This is a genomic window from Cupriavidus plantarum (genome assembly GCF_905397285.1).
Lineage (GTDB): Bacteria > Pseudomonadota > Gammaproteobacteria > Burkholderiales > Burkholderiaceae > Cupriavidus > Cupriavidus plantarum.
On sequence record NZ_CAJPUX010000003.1, the window covers coordinates 220291 to 243153 of the forward strand.

A 22863-nucleotide genomic window follows, 5' to 3' on the forward strand; every position below is an offset into this window, starting at 1 on the left:
GAATAATCCCTTATGATCTTTGCAGTTAAATTGCGTAAGCGACGGAAAAGGCGGCTCTCCGACGGGCCGCCTTAATTGTTTTATGAGCTCAACCCCGATCAAGCATTACCTGCAGTTCAACGACCTCTCTGCCGAAGAGTACGAGTACCTGCTGGACCGCGCGCAGATCCTCAAGGCGAAGTTCAAGAACTACGAGACCTGGCACCCGCTGCACGACCGCACGCTGGCCATGATCTTCGAGAAGAATTCCACGCGTACGCGCCTCTCGTTCGAGGCAGGCATCCATCAGCTCGGTGGGCACGCGGTCTTCCTCAACACGCGCGATTCCCAGCTGGGCCGTGGCGAGCCGATCGAGGATGCGGCACAGGTGATCTCCCGCATGGTAGACATCATCATGATCCGAACGTTCGGTCAGGAGATCATCGAACGCTTTGCCGCGCATTCGCGCGTGCCGGTGATCAACGGGCTCACGAACGAATATCACCCGTGCCAGGTGCTGGCTGACGTCTTCACGTACATCGAGCAGCGCGGCAGCATCCGCGGCAAGGTCGTCGCGTGGATCGGCGATGCCAACAACATGGCCTATACGTGGATCCAGGCCGCCGAGCGGCTCGGCTTCACCTTCCATTTTTCGGCGCCGCCGGGCTATCAGCTCGATCCGGCGATGGTGCCCGCGTCGGCCGCCAGCCTCGTCAAGGTGTTCGACAACCCGCTGGACGCCTGCGACGGCGCGCATCTGGTGACCACGGACGTGTGGACCAGCATGGGATTCGAGGCGGAGAACGAGGCGCGCAAGCGTGCGTTCAAGGACTGGATGGTCACGACGGCCATGATGGACCGCGCCGCCCCGGACGCGTTGTTCATGCACTGCCTGCCCGCCCACCGCGGCGAGGAAGTCGAGGCCGCGGTCATCGACGGCCCGCGCAGCGTCGTGTGGGAAGAGGCCGAGAACCGTCTGCACGTGCAGAAGGCGCTCATGGAATACCTGCTCTGCGGCAGGTATTGAGCGCGGGCTCCTCAGTCATCCACTATTCAAACAAGCAGGAATCGGTAATGAGCGAAACCCAGGCGAGCGATAGCCAGGCGCAGTTCGACAACGTGAGCGTGGTCAAGAAGGCCAATCTGTATTTTGACGGCAAGTGCGTGAGCCACACGGTGGTGTTCCCCGATGGCACGCGCAAGACGCTGGGCGTGATCTTTCCCGCCGCGCTGACGTTCGGGACGGGCGCGCCCGAGATCATGGAAATCAACGCGGGGTCGTGCCGCGTGCGCCTGCAGGGCGCGACCGAATGGCAGACTTATGGCGCGGGCCAGCAGTTCAGCGTGCCCGGCGACAGCAAGTTCGACATCGAAGTCACCGAGACGCTCGACTACGTTTGCCATTTCGGTTGAAACCGCGGCCGGAGCCGATCGTCAGACGATGACCGGTTCCGCTTCGATTCTTACGCCGAACCGTTCCTCGACGGTATCGGCGATGCGGCCGGCAAGCGCCAGCAAGTCCCGCGCGCTGCCGCCGCCATGGTGTACCAGCACCAGCGCCTGCTTGCCATAGACGCCCACCGGGCCGTCGTTCACGCCCTTGAATCCGCATTGATCGATCAGCCAGCCGGCGGCCAGCTTGTAGCGGCCATCCGGCTGGCGATAGCTGACGAGCGTCGGATGGCCGGCGGCGAGCGCGTCGCGCTGGGCCGCCTCGACGATCGGATTCTTGAAGAAGCTTCCCGCATTGCCGATGACGGCGGGGTCCGGCAGCTTGCGCGAGCGGATCGCCACCACGGCATCGCGGATGCGGCCGGCCTCGGGGGGCGCGACACCTTCCAGTTCGCGCGCGAGTTCGGCGTAGCCCAGCGCGGGCTGCCACGGGCGCGGCAGGCGCAGCGTCACGGCGGTGATGATGTAGCGGTCGCGGCCCGCATGCTTGAAGACGCTGTCGCGGTAACCGAACGCGCACTGTGCGGCATCGAGCTCGACAAAGGCGCGGGTTTGCCGGTCGTAGGCACGCACGCTGGCGAAGCGTTCGCAGAGCTCCACGCCATACGCGCCGATGTTCTGAATCGGCGCGGCCCCCACGGTACCGGGGATCAGCGCAAGGTTCTCCAGGCCGGGCAGGCCGTCATCGATCGTGCGGCAGACGAGGCCATGCCAGTTTTCGCCCGCGCCGGCGGTAACATGTACGTCTGCGCCGGTTGCATCCACGCGATATCCGGGGATCTCCATCAGCAGTACGAGCGCGTCGAGATCGCCCGACAGCACGACGTTGCTGCCGCCGCCGAGCACCACGACCGGCAGGTCCCGCGCGCGCGGGTCGTCGAGGGCCTCGACAAGGTCCTGTTCGCTGCGGACATGCACGGCGAGGCGCGCCCGGACATCGAATCCGAATGTATTGTGGCGGCGCAGGGGATAAAATTCTTGGAAATCTGCCATGCAAGTGAGCCCGTGTCGTGGGCAGGATTGGTGGGCAGGATTATACGTAACCGGTCGCGCGCGCCCAGCGTGCGCGAGACCCAGGAGAAAGAAGATGCCGTCGTTCGACGTAGTATGTGAAGCAAATATGGTGGAAGTGAAGAACGCCGTGGAGCAGTCCAACAAGGAGATCTCCACGCGTTTCGACTTCAAGGGTTCCGACGCGCGCGTCGAGCAGAAGGAGGGCGAACTGACCGCCTATGCCGATGACGACTTCAAGCTCGACCAGGTGAAGGACGTGCTGATCGGCAAGATGGCCAAGCGCAATGTGGACACGCGCTTCCTCGATCAGGGCAAGGTCGAGAAGATCAGCGGCGACAAGGTCAAGCAGGTCATCACGATCAAGAAGGGCGTGACGGGCGACCTCGCCAAGAAGATCGTGCGCATGATCAAGGACAGCAAGATCAAGGTGCAGGCGAGTATCCAGGGCGACGCGGTACGCGTGTCGGGCACCAAGCGCGACGACCTTCAGTCCGTGATCGCGCTGCTGCGCAAGGAAGTCACCGAAGCCCCGCTGGACTTCAACAACTTCCGGGACTGAGCATGGCGCCCGCGCTGAAGTACGCCGCGCTTACTTGAGCGCGGGCAGCCCGCCGATCTTCGCGCCGGGCTTGATGCCCTTCTGCGCGAACCACCCCTTGTTCATCTCGAGCGCATAGCGCACCGCCGCGCGCGGGCAGTGGTTGTCCTCGGTTTGCGGAGCCATGTCCTCGATATTCACGATGCTGCCGTCATCGGCCAGGAAGGCGATCGACAGCGGCAGGTTCGTGTTCTTCATCCAGAAGCAGTGCCCCGCCTTGTCTTCGAACACGAACAGCATGCCGGCGTTGGCCGGCATGTTCTGGCGATACATCAGGCCACGTTCGCGCGCGGCGGGGTTATCGGCCACCTCGGCGTGGATCGCGTACATGCCCGCGTTCAGGTTGATCGTGGGCAGCGCGCTCTGGGCATGCGCCAGGGGGGCGAGGGCGGTCAGCGCGAGGGCGCAGGCAGCCAGCGAGGTCTTGAGCACGGAAGGCATGGCGGGAACGTTCGATAGGTTCGACGGCAGACCGTGAGCATAGCGCAGCACGGGCGCGCCGGGGTGGCGCCGGGCGGGTATCGGAGGATGGATAACAAAAAGGCAGGCCGCCTGAGCGAGCCTGCCTTCGGTTCACGCGGGCGGTGACGCCCCCGTGACAAAGCCAGTGCGCCAGCTTACGCAGCCGGTGCCGAAGCCGCGGCCTTCTTGGCGTGCTTCTTGTGCGAGGTCTTCTTCTTGGCGGACTTGGTGGTCTTCGAGGCAGCAGCGGGCGCGGCGGCATCGGCGGCAGGTGCCGAAGCTTGTGCGAAAGCGCCGGTAGCGAACAGGCCGACAACCAGGGCAGCGATCAGTTTTTTCATTTGCGAGTACCTCGAATGGAATGCAGTCTGGGAAAGATGACGCGCTGGTCAGCGTGTCTGCCTCCAAAACGAGACCGTCTCTCCGCACGTTGACCACAGAAATGTACCTATTTGTAACGCCGTCTTACGGGGCGGGACGGTGTTGAGGGCGGCCGGGGCGCGCGCGGCGCGGCCTGCGGCAGGCCGAGGGCCGAGGGCTGGACCTCGCGGGACTGCCCCGGCAACAGGCCCAGATCGGCGAGCCGCAGCGCGCCGATGGCCACGCGTACGAGGCGCAGCGTCGGGTGACCGACGGCCGCGGTCATGCGCCGGACCTGCCGGTTCTTGCCCTCGCGGATTTCGATTTCGACCCATGTGGTCGGGATGGCCGCGCGGAAACGGATTGGCGGATCGCGCGTCCATAGCCAGTCCGGCTCGCCCACGATGCGCGCGCGGGCGGGCTGCGTGGTGAAGTCGCCAAGATCCACGCCACGGCGCAGCCGCGCAAGGGCGCCCTCGTCGGGCACGCCTTCCAGCTGCGCCAGATAGACCTTGGCGAGCTTGTGCCCGGGATCGGCGATGCGCGCCTGCAGCACGCCGTCGTCGGTCAGCAGCAGCAGACCCTCGCTGTCGGCGTCCAGCCGGCCGGCAGGATAGACATCGGGCGTATGCACCCAGTCCGCCAGCGTGGGCCGCGACGGGTGCGGCGAGAACTGGCTCATGGTGTTGAAGGGTTTGTTGAGGGCGATCAGCGTCATGGGCGCAGATTATGGCGGCATGGCGCGGATTGCTGCAAAATGCCTCGCGACGCAAATGAGGAGACGCTCATGTACCAGCACATCACGATTCCCGCCGGCGAGAAGATCACGGTCAACGCGGATGGCACGCTCAACGTGCCGGACACTCCCATCATTCCGTACATCGAAGGGGATGGCACCGGGATCGATATCACACCAGTGATGCTGCGCGTGGTCGATGCGGCCGTGGCGAAATGCTATGGCGACAAGCGCCGCATCGCATGGATGGAAGTCTATGCGGGCGAGAAGTCGACGCGCGTGTACGGTCCCGACGTGTGGCTGCCCGACGAGACGCTCGACGCGGTAAAAGAGTATGTCGTGTCGATCAAGGGCCCGCTGACCACGCCCGTCGGCGGCGGCATCCGCTCGCTCAACGTCGCGCTGCGCCAGCAGCTCGATCTCTACGTCTGCCTGCGCCCGGTGCGCTATTTCAAGGGCGTGCCGTCGCCCGTGCGCGAGCCGGAGAAGACGAACATGGTGATCTTCCGCGAGAACTCGGAAGACATTTACGCGGGCCTCGAGTGGGAAGCCGAAAGTGCGAACGCGAAAAAACTGATCGCATTCCTGCAGAACGAGATGGGCGTGAAGAAGATCCGCTTCCCCGAGACGTCGGGCATCGGCATCAAGCCCGTTTCGCGCGAAGGCACGCAGCGTCTGGTGCGCAAGGCCATCCAGTACGCGATCGACAACGACCGCCCGTCGGTGACGCTCGTGCACAAGGGCAACATCATGAAGTTCACCGAGGGCGCGTTCCGCGACTGGGGCTACGAGCTCGCGCAGCAGGAATTCGGCGCGGAACTCGTGGATGGCGGCCCCTGGTGCAAGCTGCGCAATCCGCGCACGGGCCGCGACATCGTGATCAAGGACGCGATTGCGGACGCGTTCCTGCAGCAAATCCTGCTGCGTCCCGCCGAGTATTCGGTCATCGCCACGCTGAACCTCAATGGCGACTACATCTCCGACGCGCTGGCGGCGCAGGTGGGCGGCATCGGCATCGCGCCGGGCGCCAACATGTCCGACTCCGTCGCGATGTTCGAGGCCACGCACGGCACCGCGCCCAAGTATGCGGGCAAGGACTACGTGAACCCCGGTTCGGAGATCCTGTCGGCGGAAATGATGCTGCGCCACATGGGCTGGACCGAAGCGGCCGACCTCATCATCGCCTCGATGGAGCGCGCGATCCTGTCGAAGAAGGTCACATACGACTTCGCGCGCCAGCTCGAAGGCGCCACGCAGGTCTCGTGCTCAGGCTTCGGCCAGGTCATGATCGACAACATGTGAGCGGCGCCGCCGCTCACAACCGGTCCCATCTCAGTCCTCGACCGCGCGGTCGTTCCGCTGCTGCACGGGCCGCGCGTTCATCGGGTACAGCTGGCGGAACGCCGCCAGCTGCGCCGCAGAGATCTGCACGGGTTCCTTGAGGACGCGCCATTGCACGCCTTCGCTGCAGGGCGGCGTGGTCAGCGAGCCGACGAACGCATAGAATGCGCGATCGGTCGGCAGGAACGCCGAGGCGTCGAGCGGATGCGGCAGCTTCGCTGTCCTGCCGGCGCGCTTTGGCATGGCCGCGAACACGTCCGCCAGCGCCGCGTTCTCCTGCCCCTCCTCGAACATCACCGCCACCACGGCAAGATTGCCCGCGTTGTCGCGATGGACGAGGTGAGCGGCCATCGGATACACCTTGCCATCGAAGCGCTCTTCGCTGGGCGTGTGGAAATGGACGTTCGACAGCTGGTAGGTCACCGCATCCACGCGGACGCTGCCGCCGTCCTCGACATCGAATTCGACCGTATGGCCGTTGTTGACGGCGGAGGTCGCCCCCGCGCGATAGGCGAAGGCGAGGGGCATGTGCTTGCCCGGCGAGGTGTCGCGGATATCGATCGGGGACTGCGCGTGCCCGCGCTGGCACGCGGCATACGCGGGATCAAGTTCGGCCCAGTGCTCGGGTCCGGTCTTGCCGCTATAGCTCCAGTGCGCGGAGCCCGCGCTTTCGCGGCCCTGGGTGGTGCCGAGCCAGGCGGCCGAGCCGACCAGCGCGACGGCGAGGAGGGTGCGTTTGATCATGACAGTGCAAATGGAAAAAAATACGACCCGACACTGTCTCGAAAGGCGTGTCGTCCGATCTTGCGTTTGCGCAAGCGCTTGTCATCTTTCGGAAAAGTACGATCTACACGCAGGTGTTATAGCAGCGGGCGCGCGCGAGCGCGGTCAGAAGCCGGCACCCCAGAAATACGCGTCGCACAAAACAAAAAGCCCGGAAAATCCGGGCTTTCTGCTGGATGCTTGGCTGGCTTGCGACTGACTCGCGATTGCTTGTGACGGCTTGCGAGACGGATCCCGTTCCGGAAGCGTACCCGCCTCCAGCATCCGTGGACCGTCGAGCTCTATGGCCGGTACGGTCTGCGCATTTCCTTAAGCGGCGTCCTGAATGTTCGTGGCCTGCTTGCCCTTCGGGCCCTGGACCACTTCAAACGAAACGCGCTGGCCTTCCTTCAGCGTCTTGAAACCTGCCATCTGGATGGCCGAAAAGTGCGCAAACAGTTCTTCTTCGCCGTCGTCCGGCTTGATGAACCCAAAGCCCTTGGCGTCATTGAACCATTTGACGATACCGCTTGCCATAAACTCCCCCAACGAAATAACAGTTTCAAGCGGGGGAACGGTTCGGGCGCGGGAATGCGCAAGGGCGCCGGGAAAACCAGCGCGCCACCGATGCCGCAAGCCTCCCGCTCACGGATCCATCCGGGCCGGACTTGTCTGCGTGGCTCGCCGACCGTGCCCGAATGTGCGACCGATTTTTCTGGCAAACCCCAAGGCTGTCAAGCTGGCAGATTCCCCACTCGGCGTAGGGTGTGGTGGGATTGAAACGGCTGGCAATGGTACCGTGGAGGGCGCGCACCAGACCGTGTCAGGCTTGACGGACCGGCCGGCGCCGCGGCGGTGCGGCTGCACCACGGACGTGCGCGAGGCCGACTTCGGGCGGCGTTCAGTGCGCCGGCGCACGCAGGATTTTTCGCAGCGGCGGGCTCTTGAATCCCGCGTCTTTTCCCCAAATTGCAGACTTGTGAGTAAGGGTTAGAATAAGGCCATGGTTACACGGCTGGCGAATACCCCACAACGCGAAGCAGGCACCGTCATCGAACGGCGAGAGCAGCAGCTCAAGCCCCCGGCGATGTACAAGGTGGTCCTGCTTAATGACGACTACACTCCAATGGAGTTCGTCGTGATGATCCTGCAACAGTATTTCAGCAGGGACCGGGAGACGGCGACGCAGATCATGCTCACCGTCCATCGGGAAGGCAAGGGCGTCTGCGGCATCTACACGAGAGATATCGCGGCGACCAAGGTGGAATTAGTGTCAACCCATGCGCGGCAGGCGGGGCATCCCCTGCAGTGCGTGATGGAGGAAGCATGATTGCGCAAGAATTGGAAGTAAGCCTGCATATGGCTTTCGTCGAGGCCCGCCAGGCCCGCCACGAGTTCATTACCGTGGAGCACCTGCTGCTGGCGCTGCTCGACAATCCCACGGCGGCCGAGGTGCTCCGCGCCTGCGCCGCCAACATCGAGGACTTGCGCACCAGCCTCAAGAACTTCATCGCCGACAACACGCCGGTGGTGCCAGGTACGGACGAGGTAGACACGCAGCCGACGCTGGGTTTCCAGCGCGTGATCCAGCGCGCCATCATGCACGTGCAGTCGACTTCCAACGGCAAGAAGGAAGTGACCGGCGCCAACGTGCTCGTGGCGATCTTCGGCGAAAAGGACTCCCACGCGGTGTACTACCTGCAGCAGCAGGGCGTCACGCGCCTGGATGTCGTCAACTTCATCAGCCACGGTATCCGCAAGGACCAGGCCGAGCCGGCGAAGCACGGCGAGGGCAATGCCGAGGGCGAGGGCGGTGACGGCAAGGAAAGCCCGCTCGAGCAATATACGCAGAACCTGAACGCGCTGGCCAAAGCCGGCAAGATCGACCCGCTGATCGGCCGCGAGAGCGAAGTCGAGCGCGTGGTGCAGGTCCTGTGCCGCCGCCGCAAGAACAATCCGCTGCTCGTGGGCGAGGCCGGCGTGGGCAAGACCGCGATCGCGGAAGGCCTCGCATGGCGCATCACCAAGAACGAAGTGCCCGACATCCTCGAAAAGGCGGTCGTGTATTCGCTGGACATGGGCGCGCTGCTGGCCGGCACCAAGTACCGCGGCGATTTCGAGCAGCGCCTGAAGGGCGTGCTGAAGTCGCTCAAGGACAATCCGAACGCGATCCTGTTCATCGACGAGATTCACACGCTGATCGGCGCGGGCGCCGCGTCGGGCGGCACGCTGGACGCGAGCAACCTGCTCAAGCCGGCGCTGTCGTCGGGCCAGCTCAAGTGCATCGGCGCGACGACCTTCACCGAGTATCGCGGCATCTTCGAGAAGGACGCGGCACTGTCGCGGCGCTTCCAGAAGATCGACGTCATCGAGCCGTCGGTGGACCAGACCGTGCAGATTCTGCGCGGCCTGAAGTCGCGCTTCGAGGAACATCACGGCGTGAAGTACGCAGCGTCGGCGCTGACCGCCGCGGCAGAGCTGTCGGCACGCTTCATCACCGACCGCCATCTGCCGGACAAGGCCATCGATGTGATCGATGAGGCTGGTGCGGCGCAACGCATCCTGCCGAAGTCGAAGCAGAAGAAGACCATCGGCAAGACCGAAATCGAAGACATCGTTTCCCGCATCGCGCGCATCCCGCCGCAAAGCGTGAACCAGGACGACCGCAGCAAGCTGCAGACGCTCGAGCGCGACCTGAAGTCGGTGGTGTTCGGGCAGGATCCGGCGATCGAGGCGCTGTCGTCGGCGATCAAGATGTCCCGCGCGGGTCTGGGCAAGACGGACAAGCCGATCGGCTCGTTCCTGTTCTCGGGCCCGACCGGTGTCGGCAAGACCGAAGTGGCCAAGCAGCTCGCGTTCATCATGGGCATCGAACTGCTGCGCTTCGACATGTCGGAATACATGGAGCGCCATGCGGTCAGCCGTCTGATCGGCGCGCCGCCGGGATACGTCGGGTTCGACCAGGGCGGGTTATTGACCGAGGCCGTGACGAAGAAGCCGCATTGCGTGCTGCTGCTCGACGAAATCGAGAAGGCGCACCCGGACATCTTCAACATCCTGCTGCAGGTCATGGACCATGGCTCGCTGACCGACAACAACGGCCGGCGCGCGGATTTCCGCAACGTGATCATCATCATGACCACGAATGCGGGCGCGGAAACCATGAATCGGGCGACGATCGGCTTTACGACGGCGCGCGAACAGGGCGACGAGATGGCCGACATCAAGCGCATGTTCACGCCGGAGTTCCGCAACCGTCTGGATGCCACCATCAGCTTCCGCGCGCTCGACGAGGAAATCATCCTGCGCGTCGTGGACAAGTTCCTGATGCAGCTGGAAGAGCAGTTGCACGAGAAGAAGGTGGAAGCCAGCTTCACCGAGAAACTGCGCAAGTTCCTGGCGAAGAAGGGCTTCGATCCGCTGATGGGCGCGCGGCCGATGCAGCGCCTGATCCAGGACATGATTCGCAAGGCGCTGGCGGACGAGCTGCTGTTCGGCCGTCTGGTGTCCGGCGGCAAGGTGGCCGTGGATCTGGACGACGAGGATCAGATCAAGCTGACCTTCTCCGAGGCCGATCCGGAACCGCCGGAGGCCCCGGAAAGCGAGCAGCGTGCGGAGGCCTGATCGGCGGGAATAGGCAGGGTCGCCCGGCATTTATGGGCGATAGACGGGCGCGATGCCTGCAAAATGCATATTCCTCGTGCAAAATACAGGGCGGCGGCATGCCGCCCTTTTTCTTTTTTGCTTGTTGCGGTCCCCGGATCGCACTGCCGAGTCTCCGATGTCCTCTCCCGAACGCACGCGGCTGCGCCGCCTGCTGCTGAAATCCCTGCCCGTCGGCACCTCGTCGATTGCGCTCGGATCGCTCTCGTCCCTCGCATCGCTCGCGCACGCGGAAGGCCCGGCCAATCCGGCCAGCAACCGTCCCATCTCGATGGTCCTGCCGTTTCCACCTGGCGGGAGCGTGGACATCGTGGCGCGCCAGCTTCAGCCCGGCCTCAAGACGGCGCTCGGTCAGACAGTGGTCGTCGACAACAAGCCCGGCGCAGGCGGCCTGATCGCGAGCAACGCCGTGGCGCGCGCCAAGCCTGACGGCAATACGCTGCTGATGGCGTTCGATACGCACGCGATCAATCCTTTTGCGTACAAGAACCTGCCTTACGACACCTTCAAGGATTTCACGCCGGTCTCGCAGTTGGTGCGTTTTCCGCTTGTGATCGCGGCCAATCCGGCCGTGATGGCGACCAATGTGCGCGAACTCGTCGAACTGGCGAAGGCCCGCCCGGAAGGCATCCGCTATGCGTCGTCCGGCATCGGTAGCCTGAACCAGCTGGCGGCCGAAGCGCTCGCCACGGACGCCGGTGTGCACTTTCTCCATGTTCCCTACAAGGGCGGCGGCCCGGCGGTGCAGGCCGTGCTGGCGGGGGAAGTCGATATCTTCTTTAGCAGCTACGCCGCGGTGCAGGCGCATATCGCCGCGAAGACCATCAAGGTGCTCGGCGTGACCGGCACCTCGCGCCTGCGCCAGCTGCCGCAGGTGCCGACCGTGGCGGAGCAGGGGTTCAAGGGCTTCGAGGCATATTCGTGGATTGGCGTATTCGGTCCGGCCAATCTGCCGGCCGACACGGTCGCGCGCCTGCACGACGCGCTGGCGGGGTCGATTCGTCAGCCGCGCGTGGTCGAGGCGCTGCAGGCGCAGGGCTTCGAGATTGCCGTGGGCACGCCCGCGGAACTGGGCAACCTCGTTCGCCACGAGCATGACAAGTGGCAGGCGGTCGCCCGCAAGGCGAATATCCAGTTCGATTGATGCGCCCCTTTTGACCGGTCCCATGTCCTTACTCGAACCGTACGATCACGCCGTCATCGTCTGCCAGAACCTCGATGCGGCGGTCGGGCAATGGAAGCGGCTCGGTTTCACGCTGACGCCGCGAGGCTATCACACGCTGGGCTCGCAGAACCACTGCATCATGTTCGCGCGCGACTACCTGGAACTGTTGCATGTGACCGCGCCGACCCCGAGCCGGCAGTATTACTGGGACGCGCAGCAGCGTGGCGGCGGTTGCGCGGCGACGTCGTGCAAGAGCCGCGATGCCTTCGCCACCGCCGAGCGCCTGCGCGCGGCCGGCATCGAACGGTCCGATCCGATCGAATTCTCGCGGCCGGTCCGCCTCGAGGACGGCAGCGAGCACGCGGCGACGTTCCGCGTGACGGCGGTCGATGGCGCGCCCGGCGCGCGGTACTTCGTCTGCGAGCACCGGACGCCCGAGCTGCTCTGGCGTCCCGAGTGGATGTCGCATGCCAACGGGGCCACGGCCGTTGCCGCGATGTACCTCGTGGTGCCGGCGGCCGAGGTCGAGTCGGCGGGACGCGTCTATGCGGAAATGACAGGAGGCGAGGCCTCGCCGCTGAAGGATGGGGCCGTGCGCATCGCCATCGATGGGGCCGACCTGGTGGTGACGTCGGCCGCGAATCTGGCTGCCCAGACGGGGACGGACGAGATCGTGCGCGAGGAGAACGGCTATGCCGCCATCCGGCTGCGTACGTCGGATATCGATGCGGCACGCGCGCACTGGCGCAATGCCGGTATCGCGGCGCGCGACCTTGGGCCCCGCGACACGCTGATTCCGGCCCACGCCGCGAACGGCGTGGCACTGCTGTTTACGCAGGCGGGCTGATCAGCCCTTGGCGTGCGACACGCCGGTCGAACCGAAGCCGCCCGCGCCGCGGGCGCTGTCCGCCGAGAATTCCGTCACCGTGGTGAAGACCGGGCGCAGCACCGGCACGAACATCATCTGAGCGATGCGCTCGCCGGGCTGGATCACGATCGGCTCGGTGCCGGGCGCATTGCGATTCCACACGCTCACCATAATCTGCCCCTGGTAATCGGCGTCGATCACGCCGATCGAGTTCCCGAGCACGAGGCCCTTCTTGTGGCCAAGCCCCGAGCGCGGCACGATCGTCGCCGCCATGTACGGGTTGCCCATATGCACGGCGATGCCCGCGGGAACCAGTTGCGCGGGCGTGCCCGCCTCGATCGTGACCGGGCCGTCCACGCAGGCGTGGAGGTCGATGGCGGCGGCCATGTCGCTCTGGTAGGCCGGCAGGCCCCATTCGTTCAGGCGCGTGTCGAGGACCTTGATTTCGACGGTCGGGTTCAGTGCAGCGGTCATGATGTCCGGAATTTGAAGCAAAGACGCGATGTTAGCGCAGTCGCGCTGGCTATCCCTCACGTATCGAGTTCGAACGCCTCGGCCAGCAACTGATACGTGCGCTGCCGCGCCGCGTAGCTCGCGGTCACGCTGAGCACGACGAGCTCGTCCGCCGCGAATCGCTCCCGAAGCGCCAGCATCTGCTCGGTGACGATCTCTGGCGTGCCGCAGATCGTGCGCGGCCGTTCGCGTTCGATGATCATGCGGTCCCGCTCGGTCGGCGAAAAGTCGCGCGCCTGGGCGAGGGAAGGAATCGGGGCATTGATACCGTAGGCCATCTGCACGCGGCGGATATCGACCGCGCGCATGAGTTCGTCCGCTTCGTGCTGCGTATCGGCGCAGATCACGAACACGGCTGCGGCGCTGTACGGGGTTTGCTCGTAGCCCGCCTCGAACCTTTCGCGATACTGCGTTGCCACGGCGTGCCCATAGTGCGCGTTGATGAAATGCGCAAAGGCAAAGCGCACGCCGAGCTTCGCGGCCAGCGCGCCGCCGAAATCGCTCGAGCCGAGTACCCAGATCTCGGGGCGCGTATCGATGGCCGGCTGCAGCAGCACGCCCTCGGCGATATGGCCGGGCGGCACCTCGCCGCTCAGCAGCCACGCCAGGTCGCGCACCTGCTCCGCAAACTGGTCGCCACGGTTGTAGTCGCCCATGGCGACGGCCTGCGCGGTCCGCATGTCGCCGCCGGGCGCGCGGCCCACGCCGAGGTCGATGCGATTAGGAAACAGGCCCTCCAGCATGCGGAACTGCTCGGCCACCTTGAACGGGCTGTAATAGGGCAGCATGACGCCGCCCGATCCCAGGCGGATGCGCCGCGTCACGCTGCCGAGTCGCGCAAGCATGACCTCGGGCGCGGGATTACACACGCCCTGCAAGCCATGGTGTTCCGCGCACCAGTAACGCGTATAGCCGAGGTCGTCGGCCATCTGGGCCAGATCGACCGTGGCGGCCAGCGCGTCGCGGGCCGTATGGCCGGCGATCACCGGGCTTTGGTCGAGGACGGATAGCCGCATGCGCGGCCGGTCGTTCTGCGTGGCGGTCATGCAGGGCTCCCGGAGTGGTGTCGGATAGGAGAGCGTCGCGGAGGCGCGTCGGCCGGGACGACGGCGATGGCGTAGGCGATGAAAGTCAGGGCAGGCGTCGCGGCAGCCGGTCCGCGATCGCGCCCACGAGCTGGCGCGCGAGGGCAAGCTTGTCCGCGCGTGGCAGGCGCGTCATGCCGTTGGCATCGAACAGTACGATCTCGTTATCGTCCATGCCGAACGTGTGATGACCGATATTGCCCACGAGCAGCGGCACCCCCTTGCGGCGGCGCTTCTCCTCGCCGTACTGCGCGAGGTTCTCGCTCTCGGCCGCGAAGCCGACGCAGAACGGCGCGTCGGCGCGCGCGGCGACGGCGGCGAGGATGTCGGGGTTCTGCACGAACTGCAGCGTGGGTGTGTCGGTGTCGTTGGCCTTCTTCAGCTTCTGGTCCGAGACGGAAGCAGGGCGCCAGTCCGCGACTGCGGCCACCGCGACGAACACATCCACGTCGCGCAATTGCGCCAGCACGGCGTCATGCATCTGCTGCGCGCTACGCACGTCGGTGCGTGCCACGCCGCGCGGCGTGGGCAGGGCAGTCGGGCCGGCGACGAGCAACACATCCGCGCCGGCCTCGCGCGCGGCACGTGCGATGGAGAAGCCCATCTTGCCCGACGAGAGGTTGGTAATGCCACGGACCGGGTCGATGGCCTCGAACGTGGGGCCCGCCGTGATCAGCACGCGCTTGCCGGCGAGCGGCTTCGGCTGGAAGAACGCAATCAGGTCCTCGACGATTTCCTCGGGCTCGAGCATGCGGCCATCGCCAATCTCGCCGCACGCCTGGTCGCCGCTGCCCGGGCCGAGAATGGCAACGCCATCGGCGCGCAGTTGCGCCGCGTTGCGCTGCGTCGCCGGCGCCGCCCACATCTGGCGGTTCATGGCCGGGGCGAGCAGCAGCGGGCAATCGCGCGCGATGCACAGCGTGGTGAGCAGGTCGTCGCACAGCCCGTGGGCGAGCCGCGCCATGAGGTCGGTGGAAGCGGGAGCGATGAGGATGGCATCGGCCTCGCGCGACAGGTCGATGTGCGCCATGTTGTTGTCGACGCGCGCATCCCACTGAGAGGTATAGACCGGGCGCCCGGACAGCGCCTGCATGGTGACGGGCGTGATGAAATGCGTCGCCGCCTCGGTCATGGCCACCTGCACGGTGGCGCCGGCCTTGGTGAGCAGGCGGACCAGTTCCGCCGACTTGTAGCAGGCGATGCCGCCAGACAGGCCGAGGACGATATGCTTGCCGCGCAGATCCATGGAAAAGCTCTGTGGGAACGATGATGGCGCATGATACCGCCACCCCGTCCCACGTGCTTCAGTGACGGTTCAGTGCCGGCGCACCCGCCGCAGCTCGTCGACGATCAGCAGCACCGCGCCAACCGTGATCGCGCAATCGGCGACGTTGAACGCCGGGAAGTGCGTGTTGCGCAGATGGAAGTCGAGAAAGTCGATCACGTGGCCATGGACCACGCGATCGATCACGTTGCCGATGGCGCCGCCGAGGATCATCGAAATCGCCAGGCAGAACATCTTCTGCCCGTTATGGCGATACAGCAGCCAGACGATGAAGCCGGCCACGACCACGGCCAGCGCCGTGAAGAACCAGCGCTGCCAGCCGCCGGCATCCGCGAGGAAGCTGAACGCCGCGCCCTTGTTCCACACCAGTACGAGGTTGAAGAAGCTCGTGACCGGACGCGATTCGCCGTACACGAAGGTGCGGCTGATCACGATCTTGAAGAACTGGTCGAGAATCACTACCAGCACGGCAAACGCCATCCACAGCAGCGGCGTGGTGCTGCTGCCGCGGCCGGCCTTGCTGTTGCCGCTGCCCTTGCGGCCGGCGGGACGCGCGCGCGAGGAGGACGAAGAGGAAGACGAGGCCATCAGGCGTGGCTCCTGTGTTCACCGGCGCCGAACAGGTTACTGTCGCAGCGGCCGCAGAGGGTGGGGTGAGCCGGGTCGTGGCCCACGTCGGCGCGGTAGTGCCAGCAGCGCTCGCACTTGGCGTGCGCGGACGGCGTGACCGTCACGAGCAGATCGCCGCCTTCCGGCGCGGGCTCGACCTTGGCCGCCGACGTCAGCAGCACGAAGCGCAGGTCGTCGTCGAGGCTCTGCAACGCGGCCAGCACCGGACCGCCCGCGGCGATCGTGACTTCCGCCTGCAGCGACGAGCCGATCTCGCCCTCGACGCGCACGGCCTCGAGTTGCTTCGTCACCTCAGCACGCACAGCGCGGATCTCGTGCCATTTCTGCAGCAGGTCATCGGCGTTGTCCACGGCCGGCACGTCGTAATACGTGCTGGTGAAGATCGTGTCGGTGTGCTCGGTGCCATGCGCGAAGATCTGCCACGCTTCCTCGGCCGTGAACGACAGGAACGGCGCCATCCAGTGCAGCATCGCCTGCGTGATGTGATACAGGGCGTTCTGCGCGGCGCGGCGCGCCTGCGAGTTCGGCGCCGTCGTGTACAGGCGGTCCTTCAGCACGTCGAGGTAGAAGCCGCCGAGGTCTTCGGAACAGAACGTCTGGAGCTTGGCGACGACAGGATGGAACTCGTACGCCTGGTAGTGCGACAGCACTTCCTTCTGCAGGCGGTCGGTCAGCGCCACGGCGTAGCGGTCGATCTCGAGCCATTCCGACGCGGGCAGCGCGTGCTGCGCGTGGTCGTAGTCGGTGAGGTTCGACAGCAGGAAACGCAGCGTGTTGCGGATACGGCGATAGCCTTCCACCACGCGCTTGAGGATCTCGTCCGAGATCGACAGTTCGCCCGAGTAGTCGGTCGAGGCCACCCAAAGACGGATGATCTCGGCGCCCATCTTGTTCGCGATGTCCTGCGGCGACACGGTGTTGCCGACGGACTTCGACATCTTGCGGCCCTCGCCGTCGACCGTGAAGCCGTGCGTGAGCAGCGCCTTGTACGGCGGCTTGCCATAGAGCATCGACGCCGTCAGCAGCGACGAGTGGAACCAGCCGCGATGCTGGTCGGATCCTTCGAGGTACAGGTCGGCGAGGCGGCCATCGGGTTCGTCGGCCGACGGATCGTAAAGGTCCTCGCGGTGCGAGCCGCGGATCACGGTCCAGTGCGTGGTGCCCGAGTCGAACCACACGTCGAGCGTGTCGCGGTTCTTCTCGTACAGCGCGGCTTCCTCACCGAGGAGGTCCTTCGGGTCGAGCGTCTGCCACGCCTCGATGCCATGCTGCTCCACACGTCTGGCGACTTCCTCGAGCAGCTCGGGCGTGCGCGGATGCAGCGCGCCCGTTTCCTTGTGCAGGAAGAAGGCCATCGGCACGCCCCACTGCCGCTGGCGCGACAGCGTCCAGTCCGGACGGTGCGCGATCATATTGTGCAGGCGCTGCTTGCCCCAGGCGGGGTAGAACTCGGTGGCCTCGATGCCCGCGAGCGCGGTCTCGCGCAGCGTGGGGCCGTCATTGGCCGGCACGACGTCCATGCCCGCGAACCATTGCGACGTGGCGCGGTAGATGATCGGCGTCTTGTGACGCCAGCAGTGCATGTAGCTGTGCTCGTACTTGTGTGAGTTGAACAGGTTGCCCGATTGCTCGAGCACCGCCACGATCTTCGGATTGGCATCCCAGATCATCTGGCCGCCGAACAGCGGCAGCGTGCTGGCATAGACACCATCGCCCATCACGGGGCTGATAATGTCCGCGTCCGGCATGCCGTGCGCCTTGCACGACTGGAAATCTTCCACGCCATACGCCGGGGCCGAGTGCACGATGCCCGAACCGGTATCGGTGGTCACGTAGTCGCCGAGGTAGATCGGCGACAGGCGGTCATAGCCGGCGTCCATCTTCGCGAGCGGATGGTGGAAGCGGATCTCCGACAGCGCCTCGCCGCGGGTCGTGGCCACGACCTTGCCTTCGAGGCCGTACGTCTTGAGCTGTTCTTCCACGCGCTCGGTCGCCAGGATCAGGTAGCCGCGCGGCGTATCGACGAGCGCGTACTCGACTTCCGGATGTACGTTGAGCGCCTGGTTCGACGGGATCGTCCACGGCGTGGTCGTCCAGATGACGATCCAGCCCGGCTTGGCTTCGAGCTGGGCCAGCGGCACATGGAAGGCGTGCGCCAGCTTGTCGGTCTCCGCGAACGGAAAGCCGACGTCGATCGACAGGTCGACCTTGTCCTTGTATTCGACCTCTGCCTCGGCCAGCGCCGAGCCGCAGTCGAAGCACCAGTTCACGGGCTTCAGGCCGCGGAACACGTAACCCTTCTCCATGATCTTGCCGAGCGCGCGCAGTTCGTCGGCCTCGTTGCTGAAGTTCATGGTCAGGTACGGATTCGCCCAGTCGCCGAGCACGCCGAGGCGCTCGAAGTCCTTGCGCTGGCGCGCGATCTGCTCCGTCGCGTAGGCGCGGGCCTTCGACTGGACTTCCTGCACGGGCAGGCCCTTGCCGAACTGCTTTTCGATCTGGATCTCGATCGGCATGCCGTGGCAGTCCCAGCCCGGCACGTACACGGCGTCGAGGCCCGTCAGGCCGCGCGCCTTCACGATCATGTCCTTCAGCACCTTGTTGACCGCGTGGCCGATGTGGATGTCGCCGTTCGCGTACGGGGGGCCGTCGTGCAGCACGAACTTCTTCGCGCCCTTGCGGGCCGCGCGGATCTTCTTGTACAGCTGCTTGTCCTGCCATTGCTTCACCCACAGCGGCTCGCGCTTGGGCAGGTCGCCCCGCATGGGGAACGGCGTATCCAGCAGGTTGACCGGATACTTGCTTTTCTCGGGCTTGGCGCGTTTGTCGTCGGACATGTCTTGATTCTCGGGATACGGTCGGGCGCGGCGGTGGTTCGATGTCGCCGCGCGATCATTCGGATAACTGGCGGTGAGGCGGAGGGTGGCGGGCCACCGGCGCCGCGGTACGAGGTACCGCGCGCCGGCTCCGCTACCTAATTCGGTCGGTCGCCGACGTCGCGTCCGGCGCGGTCAGGCCAAAAAACGCCCGCGCATCGGCACTGTCCTTCGCGATGGCGGCGGTCAGTTCTTCGAGGCTGTCGAAGCGCGCCTCGTCACGCAGCTTCTTCATGAACTCCACGCGCACGATCTTGCCGTAGAGGTTGGCGTTGAAATCGAACAGATGCACTTCCAGCAGCACGCGGCCCGCGTCCTCGATAGTGGGACGCACGCCGATGCTGGCCACGCCGGGAAGTGGCCGGTCGGCCAGCCCATGGACCTGCACCACGAAGATGCCATTGACCGCGGGGCGCTTGTGGGAGATGCGGAGGTTCAGCGTCGGAAAGCCAAGATCGCGGCCCAGCTTGCGGCCATGGATCACGTGGCCGCTGATCGCATAGCCATGGCCGAGCAGGCGCCGCGCGTGTTCCAGATCGCCGTCTTCCAGCGCCTGGCGCACCGCCGAGCTCGAGATCCGCACGCCGCCTTCGGACACGGAGCCCATCTGCTCGACGTCGAAGCCATACTGCTGGCCCGCTTCGCGCAGGAAGTCCACGTCGCCGGCGCGCCGCGCGCCGAAGCGGAAGTCGTCGCCGACCAGCACCCAGCGCGCGTGCAGGCCGTGCCAGAGCACGTTTTCAACGAACGCCCGCGGCGACTGCGCGGCAAAGTGGGCATTGAAGTGTTCCACCACCACACGGTCCACGCCATTGGCGCGCAGCGCGTCGAGCTTGTCACGCAGGAGCGCGATGCGCTTCGGGGCGCGATCGGGCGTGAAGAATTCGCGGGGGTGCGGCTCGAAGGTCATGACGCACAGCGGCAGGCCGCGCGCGTCGGCGGCCGCGCGGGCGCGCGCGAGCAGCGACTGGTGGCCGCGGTGCACACCGTCGAAATTGCCGATGGTGAGCGCGCAGGGCGCCCGGCTTTCGGCGTTGGGCAGGCCGCGGAAGACTTTCACGAGGACGGCGACAAAGCAATTCGGGGAAAACGGGCATTATAAGGCGAATGGCCCCGTCTGCCCCATTTGGCGGCGCGCCGGCCCCCTTTGTGGCCGATGCGGCGCCGAAACATGGCGCGGCGCCGCAAAAGGCGGCATGATATGCGCCACTCGGAATACCAATCGCGCGACACATGCAATGACCGGCGCGCCCTGCGCATTCTGTCGTTTCTGGCAGATTTCGGCGGGTCGGGCGGCGCCGCGGTGTCAGCGTCAGATGTCAGGGTCAACTCTTGAACGCGCTGCTCAACAAGTTACTGCCCCCGCCCGGGCCGCCGCTCGACACCGAGACGCGCGCAAAACTGCTTGCCACGGTGCACCGCGTGTCCCCGACGGGCATCGGCGCGTCGCTCATCCTGCCCGGCATGACGGCCGCCGCGTTCTGGAACGAGGCGCAGCACGTGGCGCTGCTCGTGTGGTGCGGGGCGATGCTGGTGCTGACCGCGACGGTCGCGTGGTTCTACTTCGGCTACAAGCGCGACGGCGGCCGCATGAGCCGCTCCGCCCACACGCGCAAGTGGTGGAACAACATGCGCATGTACGCGTTCGTCACGGGCCTCACGTGGGGCAGTTCGGCGCTGCTGCATCTCTACACGGACTCGAGCGTGTTTTCGGCGGTCCTGTATCTGCTGACCCTCGGCGTGCTGGCGGGCGGCGCCACCTCGCAATCGCCGGTGCCGTCGAACCTCGTCTTCGCGGGCGTGCCCATCCTCGTCCCCAACGTGCTGCTCGCCGATTTCGCGTTTCCGGGGCATGGCGGCTACGTGCAGGTGTTGCTGATCGTCTACGCGCTGATGCTCGCGCGCCATGCGCTGAACCTCCAGCAAACGCTCGTGCGGGCGATCCAGCTGGAGAGCGGGAGCCGCCGGCTCGCCAAGCAGTTCCAGGAAGAGAAAGAACGCGCGCTCCACGCAAGCGAGGAGAAGTCGCGCTTCCTCGCCGCGGCCAGCCATGACCTCAGGCAGCCCGTGCATGCGCTCGTGATGCTCGTGGAAGCGTTGCGCGCGCGCAACCAGTCGAGCTCGCTGCATCCGCTTGTCGAGCAGGTCGCGGCCGGCACGCAGACCATCGACCTGCTGTTCCGCTCGCTGCTCGACCTGTCGAAGCTCGAGGGCCGCAAGGTGCTGCCGACGCTGGAACCGTGCGACCTCAACGGGCTGATCCACGACGTGATGAGCCAGTTCGCGGCCGATGCGCGCGAGAGCGGCCTGTCGCTGAACCCGCGCGTGCCAGACGAAATCTATGCGATGGCGGAGCCCGTCCTCCTGCGGCGCGCGTTGTTCAACCTGGTGCAGAACGCGCTGCGCTACACGAAGCGCGGCGGCATCCTCGTCACGGCCCGGCAGCGCCGCAAGCACATCCGGCTCGAAGTGTGGGACACGGGCGCGGGTATCACGCCCGAGCATCTGCCGGACATCTTCTCGCCGTACTATCAGGTCCACAACCCGCAGCGCGATCCGTCGCAGGGGCTGGGACTCGGCCTCGCGATCTTCAAGGAGTGCGTACGGCTGATGCGCGGCACCTATGGCGTGCGTTCCGTGCCGGGCAAGGGGTCCGTGTTCTGGTTCGCGCTCGCGCCGGCGCCGACCGAGTCCATCGCGAGCATCCGCGCCATGCGCGCCAATGCGCGCGCGGAGGAGGCGAGGCCCGAGCCGATGCGCGGCACCGTGCTCGTAGTCGACGATGACAATCAGATCCGCAAGGCGTGGATCGCGCTGATGGAAGCGTGGGGGATTCGCGTCGCCTGCGCGGCGCATGGCGCCGAGGCCGACAGCCTGTTCCGCAAGGGGTTGAAGCCGGACATCATCTTCTGCGATCTGCGCCTGCCGGGCAGCGAGAATGGGCTCGATCTGCTCGAGCGGTGGCAAACCACGCAACCGCAGGCACGCAGCGCGCTGCTGACGGGCGATCTGAAATCCGACGCGCTGGTGGCGGCGGAAGAGGCGGGGTACTTCGTGCTGCCGAAACCGGTCGATCCGGCGGCATTGCGCATGCTGCTGCGCCGTTGGCTGCATCCGGCCTGACCCTGATCCGGGCGCTACCCGAGGGTTGCCCGAGTCAGGCCTGAATCGGCCGGGCGCTTTACTGGCGCAGGCGGAAACGCTCCATGCGCGACATCACCTGCATGCGGGTGCGCACGCCGAGCCGCTGCAGGATCGCGGAGACGTGCTCCTTGACCGTGTTCTCGGTCAGGCCGAGCTTGCGCGCGATGACCTTGTTCGGAAGACCTTCCAGCACGAGCGCGAGCACCGAACCCTGACGCGGCGTCAGACCCAGTTCCGCCGGGGTGACCGGAATGCCGTGCGCGGGGCCGAACTGCTGGGAGCGGCCGCTGAGCGCTTCGTCGGTCGGAAAGCTCGTATCGCCGGCCAGCACCTTGCGGACCGCGGCGGTGAACGCGTTGGCATCGAGGTGCTTGCCCACGAAGCCGCATGCGGAGAGGGCGCGGGCCCGGCCCACGATCTCCGGCGTCGCTTCCGCAGACATGAAGATGAATCGCGCGCCGGGGATCACGGTCTTGAACGACTGCATGGCATCGAAGCCCGTGCCGTCGTTGAGCCAGATATCGAGCAGCACGATATCGGGACGCAATCCCTGTTGCAGCGAGTTGAGCGCCTCTTTGGCACTGCCGGCCGCGTGAACCGCGACGTCCGGCATGACTTCCGCGAGAAACGCGGTCGTGCCTGATAGGGCCATAGGATGATCATCGACCACCAACAGAGTCGGTGCAGTGTTCGACATGCGTATTCCCGTCTAATTTCCCAGCTCGTCCTTGTTGTCACCTCGCCTTGCCTAAGGGGGCGCGTGGACGTAACGGCCACTCTAACAGAGCGAGTGAGGCGTCACAATCCATCCATCGCAAGTAATTTCCGCCATCTCGCCATGGGAATTTGCCGATGGATGCAAATTTCCCGTGAATTAAGCACCTAATACGCTCGCTTTGCGAGAGTTTAAGCTTTGACTTGGTAGAATTG

The 22863-nt window shown here is 65.6% G+C and carries 22 protein-coding genes; 9 read left to right on the forward strand and 13 right to left on the reverse strand.

Annotation, left to right across the window (positions count from 1 at the left end; genetic code table 11):
• Positions 1 to 82: 82 nt before the first annotated feature.
• The gene (gene argF, locus KHP16_RS15695) at positions 83 to 1006 is read left to right on the forward strand and encodes an ornithine carbamoyltransferase (protein ID WP_109580194.1); all 924 of its coding nucleotides are present in this window, start codon (positions 83 to 85) and stop codon (positions 1004 to 1006) included.
• Positions 1007 to 1053: 47 nt separating this feature from the next.
• Complete coding sequence (gene ppnP, locus KHP16_RS15700) at positions 1054 to 1392, forward strand: pyrimidine/purine nucleoside phosphorylase (protein WP_179593154.1); 339 nt, start codon at positions 1054 to 1056, stop codon at positions 1390 to 1392.
• Positions 1393 to 1413: 21 nt separating this feature from the next.
• Here ppnP and murB read toward each other — a convergent pair whose 3' ends face one another.
• Positions 1414 to 2424, reverse strand: coding sequence for a UDP-N-acetylmuramate dehydrogenase (gene murB / locus KHP16_RS15705; RefSeq protein WP_211960640.1), 1011 nt, complete (start codon positions 2422 to 2424; stop codon positions 1414 to 1416).
• A gap of 94 nt (positions 2425 to 2518) precedes the next feature.
• On the opposite strand from murB, the gene KHP16_RS15710 reads away from it, so the two are divergent.
• On the forward strand, positions 2519 to 3004 hold the full coding sequence (locus KHP16_RS15710) for a YajQ family cyclic di-GMP-binding protein (RefSeq protein WP_109580197.1): 486 nt from the start codon (positions 2519 to 2521) through the stop codon (positions 3002 to 3004).
• Positions 3005 to 3034: 30 nt separating this feature from the next.
• Here the strand turns inward: KHP16_RS15710 and KHP16_RS15715 are convergent, their stop codons facing one another.
• From KHP16_RS15715 to KHP16_RS15725, 3 genes are all read right to left on the reverse strand, one after another.
• Positions 3035 to 3484, reverse strand: a complete 450-nt coding sequence (locus KHP16_RS15715) for a DUF192 domain-containing protein (protein WP_109582563.1) — start codon at positions 3482 to 3484, stop codon at positions 3035 to 3037.
• 176 nt (positions 3485 to 3660) lie between these two features.
• Positions 3661 to 3846 (reverse strand): hypothetical protein, encoded by a 186-nt coding sequence (locus KHP16_RS15720; protein ID WP_109580198.1) that lies wholly within the window; start codon positions 3844 to 3846, stop codon positions 3661 to 3663.
• 107 nt (positions 3847 to 3953) lie between these two features.
• Positions 3954 to 4583, reverse strand: coding sequence for a pseudouridine synthase (locus KHP16_RS15725; protein WP_121490538.1), 630 nt, complete (start codon positions 4581 to 4583; stop codon positions 3954 to 3956).
• 69 nt (positions 4584 to 4652) lie between these two features.
• Between KHP16_RS15725 and icd the strand changes: the two genes are divergently transcribed.
• Positions 4653 to 5903, forward strand: a complete 1251-nt coding sequence (icd, locus tag KHP16_RS15730; RefSeq protein WP_109580200.1) for an NADP-dependent isocitrate dehydrogenase — start codon at positions 4653 to 4655, stop codon at positions 5901 to 5903.
• A gap of 30 nt (positions 5904 to 5933) precedes the next feature.
• Here icd and KHP16_RS15735 read toward each other — a convergent pair whose 3' ends face one another.
• Both KHP16_RS15735 and KHP16_RS15740 read right to left on the reverse strand, forming a co-directional pair.
• Entirely contained in the window at positions 5934 to 6686 is a 753-nt protein-coding gene (locus tag KHP16_RS15735) for a carbonic anhydrase (protein WP_109580201.1), read from the reverse strand.
• Between the two features lie 348 nt (positions 6687 to 7034).
• Positions 7035 to 7241 (reverse strand): cold-shock protein, encoded by a 207-nt coding sequence (locus KHP16_RS15740; protein ID WP_109580202.1) that lies wholly within the window; start codon positions 7239 to 7241, stop codon positions 7035 to 7037.
• A 466-nt stretch (positions 7242 to 7707) separates the two neighbouring features.
• Here KHP16_RS15740 and clpS point away from each other — a divergent pair, with 466 nt between their 5' ends.
• The 4 genes from clpS (at position 7708) to KHP16_RS15760 (ending at position 12379) form a co-directional block, all read left to right on the forward strand.
• A complete protein-coding gene (gene clpS, locus KHP16_RS15745; RefSeq protein ID WP_167468394.1) occupies positions 7708 to 8034 on the forward strand; it encodes an ATP-dependent Clp protease adapter ClpS in 327 nt (108 codons plus the stop codon).
• A complete protein-coding gene (gene clpA, locus KHP16_RS15750; protein ID WP_109580203.1) occupies positions 8031 to 10328 on the forward strand; it encodes an ATP-dependent Clp protease ATP-binding subunit ClpA in 2298 nt (765 codons plus the stop codon). Before clpS ends, clpA begins: the two co-directional genes overlap by 4 nt.
• A gap of 157 nt (positions 10329 to 10485) precedes the next feature.
• Entirely contained in the window at positions 10486 to 11511 is a 1026-nt protein-coding gene (locus KHP16_RS15755) for a tripartite tricarboxylate transporter substrate binding protein (RefSeq protein WP_115952741.1), read from the forward strand.
• A 22-nt stretch (positions 11512 to 11533) separates the two neighbouring features.
• Positions 11534 to 12379 carry a VOC family protein gene (locus tag KHP16_RS15760; RefSeq protein WP_211960641.1) on the forward strand — a complete coding sequence of 282 codons (846 nt, stop codon included), beginning with the start codon at positions 11534 to 11536 and terminating at the stop codon, positions 12377 to 12379.
• On the opposite strand, the gene dut is transcribed toward KHP16_RS15760, so the two are convergent.
• The 6 genes from dut to KHP16_RS15790 form a co-directional block, all read right to left on the reverse strand.
• Positions 12380 to 12874, reverse strand: coding sequence for a dUTP diphosphatase (gene dut, locus KHP16_RS15765; RefSeq protein ID WP_115952740.1), 495 nt, complete (start codon positions 12872 to 12874; stop codon positions 12380 to 12382).
• Positions 12875 to 12930: 56 nt separating this feature from the next.
• A complete protein-coding gene (locus tag KHP16_RS15770; RefSeq protein WP_211960642.1) occupies positions 12931 to 13959 on the reverse strand; it encodes an LLM class flavin-dependent oxidoreductase in 1029 nt (342 codons plus the stop codon).
• 85 nt (positions 13960 to 14044) lie between these two features.
• Positions 14045 to 15244 (reverse strand): bifunctional phosphopantothenoylcysteine decarboxylase/phosphopantothenate--cysteine ligase CoaBC, encoded by a 1200-nt coding sequence (coaBC, locus tag KHP16_RS15775; RefSeq protein WP_109580207.1) that lies wholly within the window; start codon positions 15242 to 15244, stop codon positions 14045 to 14047.
• A 69-nt stretch (positions 15245 to 15313) separates the two neighbouring features.
• Complete coding sequence (gene lspA, locus KHP16_RS15780) at positions 15314 to 15871, reverse strand: signal peptidase II (protein WP_109580208.1); 558 nt, start codon at positions 15869 to 15871, stop codon at positions 15314 to 15316.
• The gene (gene ileS / locus KHP16_RS15785; RefSeq protein WP_115952738.1) at positions 15871 to 18750 is read right to left on the reverse strand and encodes an isoleucine--tRNA ligase; all 2880 of its coding nucleotides are present in this window, start codon (positions 18748 to 18750) and stop codon (positions 15871 to 15873) included. Before ileS ends, lspA begins: the two co-directional genes overlap by 1 nt.
• A 133-nt stretch (positions 18751 to 18883) precedes the next feature.
• Positions 18884 to 19849, reverse strand: coding sequence for a bifunctional riboflavin kinase/FAD synthetase (locus KHP16_RS15790; protein WP_109580210.1), 966 nt, complete (start codon positions 19847 to 19849; stop codon positions 18884 to 18886).
• Between the two features lie 272 nt (positions 19850 to 20121).
• On the opposite strand from KHP16_RS15790, the gene KHP16_RS15795 reads away from it, so the two are divergent.
• A complete protein-coding gene (locus KHP16_RS15795) occupies positions 20122 to 21912 on the forward strand; it encodes an ATP-binding response regulator (protein ID WP_115952737.1) in 1791 nt (596 codons plus the stop codon).
• A 58-nt stretch (positions 21913 to 21970) separates the two neighbouring features.
• Here KHP16_RS15795 and KHP16_RS15800 read toward each other — a convergent pair whose 3' ends face one another.
• On the reverse strand, positions 21971 to 22630 hold the full coding sequence (locus KHP16_RS15800; RefSeq protein WP_109580212.1) for a response regulator: 660 nt from the start codon (positions 22628 to 22630) through the stop codon (positions 21971 to 21973).
• Between the last annotated feature and the right edge of the window lie 233 nt (positions 22631 to 22863).